7 protein-coding genes are annotated in these 7,173 nt (G+C 70.5%); all 7 read left to right on the plus strand.

Annotation, left to right across the window (positions count from 1 at the left end):
- Positions 1–776 (plus strand): type IV secretion system protein (locus RN901_RS07145; protein ID WP_310757417.1); only part of this gene is annotated, 776 nt, incomplete at its 5' end.
- Positions 777–796: 20 nt separating this feature from the next.
- On the plus strand, positions 797–1,480 hold the full coding sequence (locus RN901_RS07150; protein WP_310757419.1) for a VirB8/TrbF family protein: 684 nt from the start codon (positions 797–799) through the stop codon (positions 1,478–1,480).
- The gene (locus RN901_RS07155) at positions 1,477–2,409 is read left to right on the plus strand and encodes a hypothetical protein (RefSeq protein WP_310757421.1); all 933 of its coding nucleotides are present in this window, start codon (positions 1,477–1,479) and stop codon (positions 2,407–2,409) included. The genes RN901_RS07150 and RN901_RS07155 overlap by 4 nt, the downstream gene beginning before the upstream one ends.
- Positions 2,410–2,704: 295 nt before the next feature.
- Positions 2,705–4,738: a type IV secretion system DNA-binding domain-containing protein gene (locus tag RN901_RS07160; RefSeq protein ID WP_310757424.1), complete on the plus strand. Its 2,034-nt coding sequence runs from the start codon at positions 2,705–2,707 to the stop codon at positions 4,736–4,738.
- Positions 4,735–5,715: an ATPase, T2SS/T4P/T4SS family gene (locus RN901_RS07165; protein ID WP_310757426.1), complete on the plus strand. Its 981-nt coding sequence runs from the start codon at positions 4,735–4,737 to the stop codon at positions 5,713–5,715. Before RN901_RS07160 ends, RN901_RS07165 begins: the two co-directional genes overlap by 4 nt.
- Positions 5,712–5,918 (plus strand): hypothetical protein, encoded by a 207-nt coding sequence (locus tag RN901_RS07170; protein ID WP_310757204.1) that lies wholly within the window; start codon positions 5,712–5,714, stop codon positions 5,916–5,918. Before RN901_RS07165 ends, RN901_RS07170 begins: the two co-directional genes overlap by 4 nt.
- Positions 5,915–6,949, plus strand: coding sequence for a zincin-like metallopeptidase domain-containing protein (locus tag RN901_RS07175; protein WP_310757428.1), 1,035 nt, complete (start codon positions 5,915–5,917; stop codon positions 6,947–6,949). The genes RN901_RS07170 and RN901_RS07175 overlap by 4 nt, the downstream gene beginning before the upstream one ends.
- The last annotated feature ends 224 nt before the right edge of the window (positions 6,950–7,173 follow it).

A 7,173-nucleotide genomic window follows, 5' to 3' on the forward strand; every position in this document is an offset into this window, starting at 1 on the left:
CGTTCCAGCCCTGGGAGATCGTCAAGCTCGTGATCGGGATCGCGATCCCCCGCACGCTGCTCCACTACTACGTCGTCCCAATCCCGGGCGTCGGGCTCACGTTCCCGGCCATGGTGGCCGGAGGCGGGATCTGGCTCCAGAACCTGTTCCTCTCCGACGTGGTGTCGGCGGGCTACACCGAGATGGCCACGCTGGTGCAGGCGTACAGCGCGCACCTGGGCGCGGCGTGGTCCACGGGCAACCTGCTCTCGATCGTGACGGCGGGCACGACCGTGATCTTCTCCTCGCTCGTCACGCTCGTGATGGGCGCCTCGCTCGTGGTCTGCCTGCTGGCGCTGTTCTGCGTCACCTACGCGCAGGTGATCTGGGCGCAGGTCGCCATCGCCATCGCGATCCTGCTCGGTCCGGTGTTCATCGCGTTCCTGCTCTTCGAGCCGCTCTCGTTCCTGTTCTGGGGATGGTTCCGGACCATGATGGTCTACACGCTCTACGGCGTCGTGGCCGGTGCGGTGCTCAGGGTCTTCATGGGCGTCGGCATGGGCTACATCACGACCTACGCCGATGCCCTGATGGGCACCGGCACGGCGGACCCGTTCGAGCTCTGGCTCTGGGCCGTCGTCCTCATGCCGCTCGTCGTCTCCGGCCTCATGGCCGGGCTCAAGGTCGGCGAACTCGCCTCGATGCTCGTCTCCGGTTCCGGCTCCGCCGGGTCCGGGTTCGTCGCGCTCGTCATGCAGGGAGCCGGCAAGGCCGCCGCCCCCGTCAAGCCCGTCTGAGATCCTTGGAGATGCCAGGAATGAGAAGAGCGCGAATGAACGGAGATGGAGACGCGGGCCGCGAGTACGCCGAGATCTGGGGCGAGGCCGTGCAGGCGAACCGGAAGCTCCGGACGATCCTGATCTTCCTCTCGGCAAGCATCGTCCTTGGGGTATTCGTGCTGCTTCGGATCGCGGGCGCGGAGCCGCCCAAGCCCATCGTCGTCCGTGTGGACGAGGTGGGCCGCGCCGAGGCGCTGGCCTACGAAGCCGCGACCGCTCAGGCCGATCCGCTCGATCCGACCACGAAATACTTCCTGAACCGGTTCGTCCACGACTTCCACTCTCGCCGCCGGGCGACCGCGCAGGAGCAATGGACGCGGAGCCTCCGGTTCCTGAGCACGGACTTGGCGAACGCCGCGTTCCAGCGGGACGGCGCGGAGGTCGCGAGCGTGGCGGCGGGTACCGCCGACACCGAAACCGAAGTCGAGCAGGTCGTGCTCCGCATCCACCCCGCGCCCGAGCCGCCGCACGGCGCGACGGCGGACTTCGACCTCGTGCACCTGAGGGGCGAACAGGAGCTGCGCCGCGAGCGCTGGTCGCTCACGCTCCGGTTCGAGTTCCTCGACTCGATCCCGAACGAACTCGTCGTTCACAACCCGATGGGGCTCCTAGTCACCTACATGCGGGCCGACCGGGCGCTCGTGACGGGAGACGGGCGATGATCGCGCACCTGAAGGGACGCGAGAAGGCGCTGGAGGCGTTCGGGTGGACGGGCAGGAAGGCCGAGTGGATCGCGCTGGTCTGCCTGCACAGCGGCGTGTTCACCCGCGCGCAGTGGGCGCGGTTCATGGACGCGCATCCGGAACAGGTCCGGCGCGGCGTCCACGGGCTGATCGCCGAGCGCGTCGCGAGCGAGGAGACGGAGCCCGGCGTCGCCGGCATGGGCCGGGTTGGCCGGATCTTCGCCCGTCCCGTGTACCGGGCGCTCGGAGCCGAGCACATCCGCCACCGCCGCGGCGCTTCGACCGAAGTGCTTCTGCGCCGCCTGCTCTCGCTCGACTACGTGATCGAGCACACCGACCTGCCCTGGCTCCCCACGGAACAGGAGAAGGTGTCCGCGTTCGAGGCGCTCGGCCTCGAGCGCTCGCTCCTGCCCGTGCGCGTGTACCGGGGAGCCGCCCGTACCACCCGGCGCTACTTCCCCGTGAAGCTGCCGGTCGCGCTCGACTCCGCACGCGCCCTGTTCGTCTACGCAGACCCCGGCCACGACACCTCGACAGCGCTCCGCTCGTGGGGCAGCGCGCACCGCGGGCTCTGGCGCGCGCTCCGAGGACTTGGCCGCTCGGTCGAGGTCGTGGCCGTGGCGCGCACTGCACGGGAGCTCGAACGGGCGCGGCGGGTGACGCGTGGATGGTCCGAGCCCGGTGGTCCCGGCGAGTCCGAAATTGGTGCGGCCGAGGAACTCGCCCGGATCGAGCGGGCGATCCTCAAGGGCGCGGTCCACATCCTTGAGGAGTTCGGCGGCCTCCAGGCCGCCCTGAAGCGCAGCGTCGCGCTGGAGGAGCAGGCGCGGCGCCGGGGCGGGCGCGGATCGATCGACCGCGGGGCCGCATGGCGCACCGAGCGCCTCGCAAGGGTCCGCTACCGGTGACCGGAGCGCGTCCTATGCCGAACCGCGGCGTGAAAACGACGCGGGGGGTCGTTTCACGAATCCGGCCCCCGGCGATTCACATGCGGCCTTCCGTCCATCCGCTTGCGCGGTGGCGTCTTGCGGCCCCGCGGCCCGCCGGCCCGACGCCGGACGGGCCACGGGGGCCGTGGCTGGAGCGACCCGCCTCGCCGAGGGCTCGGTGCGGCGTAGGGCCGAGTGTGTTTTCACAACTCGCCCCCCCGCCTCGACGGGTCGCTCCAGTGCCAGAGATCCCTCCGGGAAGGGTGTCCGGCCGATGAAGCCGTGGACCCTGGTCCTCATCGGGGCGGCGCTGACGGTGGCAGCCGTGCGCGCGCTCCTCGCGCCGTTTCCGCCCATCGGCGGCAACCCGTTTCTGGACCTGATCGCCCACAACGATCCGGGCATCCATGCGGCGATCCGCGCGTGGTATTACGTCGCGCCCGCCGCGGCCGTTGTCCTGGCCGGCAGCGTGATGCGCTCGGTCTCGCGGGTCTGGCTGGAGCCGCTCGCCATGCGCCGGAACCGGGGCAGGCTGCCCGCCTGGCCCAACTCGCCCAGGGACGACGCGCCGTCACTCGTCGTCGGCGAACTGCACCACCCCACCGTTGCCCGGGAGAGCGACAACCCCTCCTGGCTCGTCGTCCCCGAGAAGGGGCTCTACACGGGCGTCCTCGTCGTCGGGGCCGTCGGCACCGGCAAGACCACGGCCTGCATGTACCCGTTCGCGCGGCAGCTGCTCCACTGGCGGGCGGACGACCCCAAGCGCAGGGCGGGCGCGCTCGTGCTCGAAGTCAAGGGAGACTTCTGTCACCAGGTCCGGAGCATCCTGAGCGAGGCCGGGCGGGAGGACGACTACCTCGAAATCGGGCTCGGGGGGGCTTGGCAGTGGAACCCGCTCGACGATCCGCTGCTCGACTCCTACTCGATGGCGTACAGCGTCGCATCGCTCATCAACCAGCTCTTCGGCAAGTCACGAGAACCGTTCTGGCAGCAGGCGTACACGAACCTCGTTCGCTGGATCGTTGAACTCCACCGGCTCCTGCCCGGCGGCTGGGTCACGCTTCGCGACATCTACCGCTGCACGGTCGACGCGAAGCTCTTCTCGAACAAGATCGGGGAGGCGAAGGCGGAGGCCCTTCGGCGGTGCCCCATGCGGGTTGTCACCGCCGCGAAGGTTCTCACCAAGCACAAGAAGACGCTCGGTGCTTGGGATTGGGACATGGCGGCCGGCAGCGACACGGTGGCGTGTTCCCTCGATCCGGAACGCGCGGCGCTTCTCGCGGAGCTGAAGGTCGAGTACGCCACGGAGCCGGTGGGAAGCGGGGTGGGACGCGAGTACGCCGAGCAGGTGGAAGCCGTCGAGCGGTGGTATCGCAATGACTGGATGAAGCTCGACGCCAAGCTCCGCACCTCGATCGTCGAAGGCATCTCTGTGTTCCTCTCGCTCTTCGACCAGCCGGACGTGGCGGCCGTGTTTTGTCCGCCGCCGCCTGACGATCCCCCGGCCGCACGGACGGACGGCGGGGACGACGAGGAGGTCCCGGACGTGCAGCCCATGCCGGGGCTCCGGCGCAGGCTGCCGCCGCTCGCCGAGTTGATCGAGGGCGGCAAGGTGCTGGCGCTCAACATGCCCGCCGGCGCGAACCCGGCGCTGGCCCGAGCCATCGGCGTGTTCCTCAAGAACGCCTGGATGCAGGCGCTGCTCCGGCGTCCGGCCGCAGCCGCGCTCCGGCCCGACCGCTACATGCGGCCCGCCGTGTTCATCTGCGATGAGTACCAGGCTTTCGCCACCGTCGGACAGGACGACCCGTCGGGCGACGAGAAGGCGTTTGCCCTAACGCGCCAATGCCGGTGCATCCCCATCGTCGCCACGCAGTCGATCTCGTCGCTCCGCTCCGTGCTCCCCTCGGGCGAGGCGTGGCGCACGCTCGTCCAGACGCTCCGCACCCGGATCTTCCTGTCGCTGTCCGACGACGCCTCGGCCAAGATCGCGTCCGACATGTGCGGCGATGTCAAGAAGACGCAGGCGTCCTACACGTTCACCGAGACCTCGAACAAGCCCGAGTTCTCGCTCCTGTCTGGACGGGCCGGGGGCGGCGACGGCCAGCTCGGCGCGAGCAAGTCGTTCCGGCAACAGAGGGAGCCGGTGTTCACCCCCCGCCAGTTCGGCCTGCTCGCCAACTACCAGGCGATCTGTCTCCCGTACGACGGGGTGAAGTCCCTCCCGGCCCGGCGCGTCTACCTCAAGCCCCACTACCTGCCCAGGACCCAGGGCTACTGGCGGCAGCGCGAGGAGGGGCGGATATGAAGCGCGCCAGCGGCGTGGACCATCTCGCCCCGTTCCTGCCGGGTTTGGAATCCCTGCTTGGGGACCCGGAGGTCTCCGAGATCATGATCAACGGACCCGGCAACGTCTGGGTCGAGCGGGCCGGTAGGCTGGAGCCCCACGAGGCGCCCGGACTCACCGCCGCGTGGCTCCACCGCGCGGCCATCCACATCGCCCGGCCGCTCGGACTCGATCCCGCGGCCCGGCCCATCCTGGACGCTCGGCTGGAGGACGGATCGCGGGTCGCGATCTGCACGCCGCCCGCCGCGCCCGAGGTCGCGATCACCATCCGCCGGTTCGGGGGCCGGGCGTTCACGGCCGAGGATCTCGTCCGCATGGGCTCGCTGCCGGAGCAAGCCCTCGAAGCCGCCCGCCGGACCCTGCTCGCCCGCCGCAACGTGCTCGTCTCGGGCGGCACGGGGTCCGGGAAGACGACGCTCCTGAACGCGCTGATCGAACTGCTGCCCGAAGACGAGCGGATCGTCGCCATCGAGGACACCCTCGAACTCAGGATCGACCGGGCGAACTGCCTCCGGTTCGAGGCGGGAGCCACGCTCTCGGAGACGCCCGTCTCGATCCGCGACCTGGTGCGCCACGCGCTCCGCCACCGGCCCGACCACATCGTCGTCGGCGAGGTCCGGGGCGGCGAGGCCGCCGACCTGCTCCAGGCCCTCAACACCGGCCACGGCGGATCGCTCACCACCATCCACGCCAACAACGCCCGCTCCGCGCTCTCGCGTCTCGCGAGCTGCGCGATGCAGGCGGGAGATGCGCTGCCCTGGGAGGTCACCTGCCGGGGCGTCGTGGACGGAATCGCGCTCGTGCTGCACGTGACCCGCCGAGACGGACGCCGATTCGTCGAAGAGGCGCTCGAAGTGCGCGGCTACGACGCGGCCACCGGCCGCTGGATCACGGAACCGACATGGACCACCCAACCACCGAAGGAGGTGAACGCATGAAGTGCGACGACCGGACCATCCGAGTCAAGACGTTCGAGGACTTCGACCGCGAACTCGCCCGCGACAGCGGCGACACGCTCGAAGTCGACGCCTTCCTGGCCGAGCAGTACGGCCTCTTCCCCGAGGACGTAGGCGACGAGGACGAGATCGCCGCCGCCTGGGACGACCCGCACGGCGCCGCCGGCGAGGAGGTGGACGCATGAACCACGACGAATACCACCGCAAGTTCGCCGACGCGATCATCGAGCAGATCAGGCAGGGCACCGCGCCGTGGCAGAAGCCGTGGGCGCCGGGCGAGCGCGTGATGCCCATGAACGTGGACACCGACCGCTCCTACCGGGGCGGGAACAGCCTGCACCTCGCCTCCGTGCAGCAGGAGATGGGCTACGGCGACGTGCGCTGGGGCACCTACCGCCAGATCCAGACCCGGGGCGGGCAGGTCAGGAAGGGCGAGCGCGGCACCCGCATCCTCTCCTTCCAGGACAAGAAGCGGATCGCCGTGACCGACGAGCAGGGTCGGCCGAGGAGGGACGCCGAGGGCAAGAAGGTCTACCGCTACGAGAAGCTCAAGGCGCCGTTCGTGCGCCAGTACACGGTGTTCAACGCCGAGCAGGCCGACGGGCTGCCCGAGCGCTCGAACCCGACGCCCGAGCCGCTCTGGAAGGTGCACCAGCAGGCCGAGCGGGTCATGGAGGACGTCGGCGTCCCGGTCCGCCACGTCCAGGGCGACCGCGCCTACTACCACATGAAGCGCGACGAGATCGTGCTGCCCGAGCGCGGGCAGTTCCCGTCGGCGAACCACTACTACCAGACCGCGCTCCACGAGCTGGGCCACAGCACCGGCCACGAGAGCCGGATGAAGCGCGACACCCTCATCGAGGGGATCAACAACGGGTTCGGCTCGCCCGAGTACGCCCGCGAGGAGCTGCGGGCCGAGATCAGCGCGATGATGACCGGCGAGCGCGTGGGCGTCGGCCACGACCCGGCGCGGGGCGCGGCCTACGTCGAGGGCTGGATCCAGGCGCTTGAGGAGGACCCGCGCGAGATCCGGCGCGCGGCCGCGGACGCGCAGAAGATCTCCGACTTCGTGCTCGACCGGCACCGCGAGCGCGTGGCCGCGCGCGATCCCGTCGCCGTGGCGGCGGTCCGCACGCCCGCGCAGGGACCGCAGAGGATCGTCGTTCACGTGCCGCAGATCCCCACCCCGGCGCGCGGCGCCGGGCCGAGCCGCTGAACGACCGATGAGAGGGAGGGAGATGTTCGGCCGCACGGTCGAACCGGATCCGCGCCCGGCCGCGCCACCCAGCCGCAATCGCTCTCCGATGCGGAAAGGCCACCGCCGAGAATACGCCGCGGACCGCGAGCGCGGGTCCATCCCCTTCCCCGAACGCTGCGCCGGGGCCCTGACCGACATCGGCGTCCACGGCGCGGTCTCCTACCGCGACCTCGCGGAGATCC

The organism is Candidatus Palauibacter soopunensis, from assembly GCF_947581735.1.
Lineage (GTDB): Bacteria > Gemmatimonadota > Gemmatimonadetes > Palauibacterales > Palauibacteraceae > Palauibacter > Palauibacter soopunensis.

Bases quoted from the DNA above. Each gene is read 5' to 3' on its own strand.
- RN901_RS07175 (WP_310757428.1), top strand. From the start codon at position 5,915: ATGAACCACGACGAATACCACCGCAAGTTCGCCGACGCGATCATCGAG.
- RN901_RS07155 (WP_310757421.1), top strand. From the start codon at position 1,477: ATGATCGCGCACCTGAAGGGACGCGAGAAGGCGCTGGAGGCGTTCGGG.
- RN901_RS07165 (WP_310757426.1), top strand. From the start codon at position 4,735: ATGAAGCGCGCCAGCGGCGTGGACCATCTCGCCCCGTTCCTGCCGGGT.
- RN901_RS07150 (WP_310757419.1), top strand. From the start codon at position 797: ATGAGAAGAGCGCGAATGAACGGAGATGGAGACGCGGGCCGCGAGTAC.
- RN901_RS07160 (WP_310757424.1), top strand. From the start codon at position 2,705: ATGAAGCCGTGGACCCTGGTCCTCATCGGGGCGGCGCTGACGGTGGCA.
- RN901_RS07170 (WP_310757204.1), top strand. From the start codon at position 5,712: ATGAAGTGCGACGACCGGACCATCCGAGTCAAGACGTTCGAGGACTTC.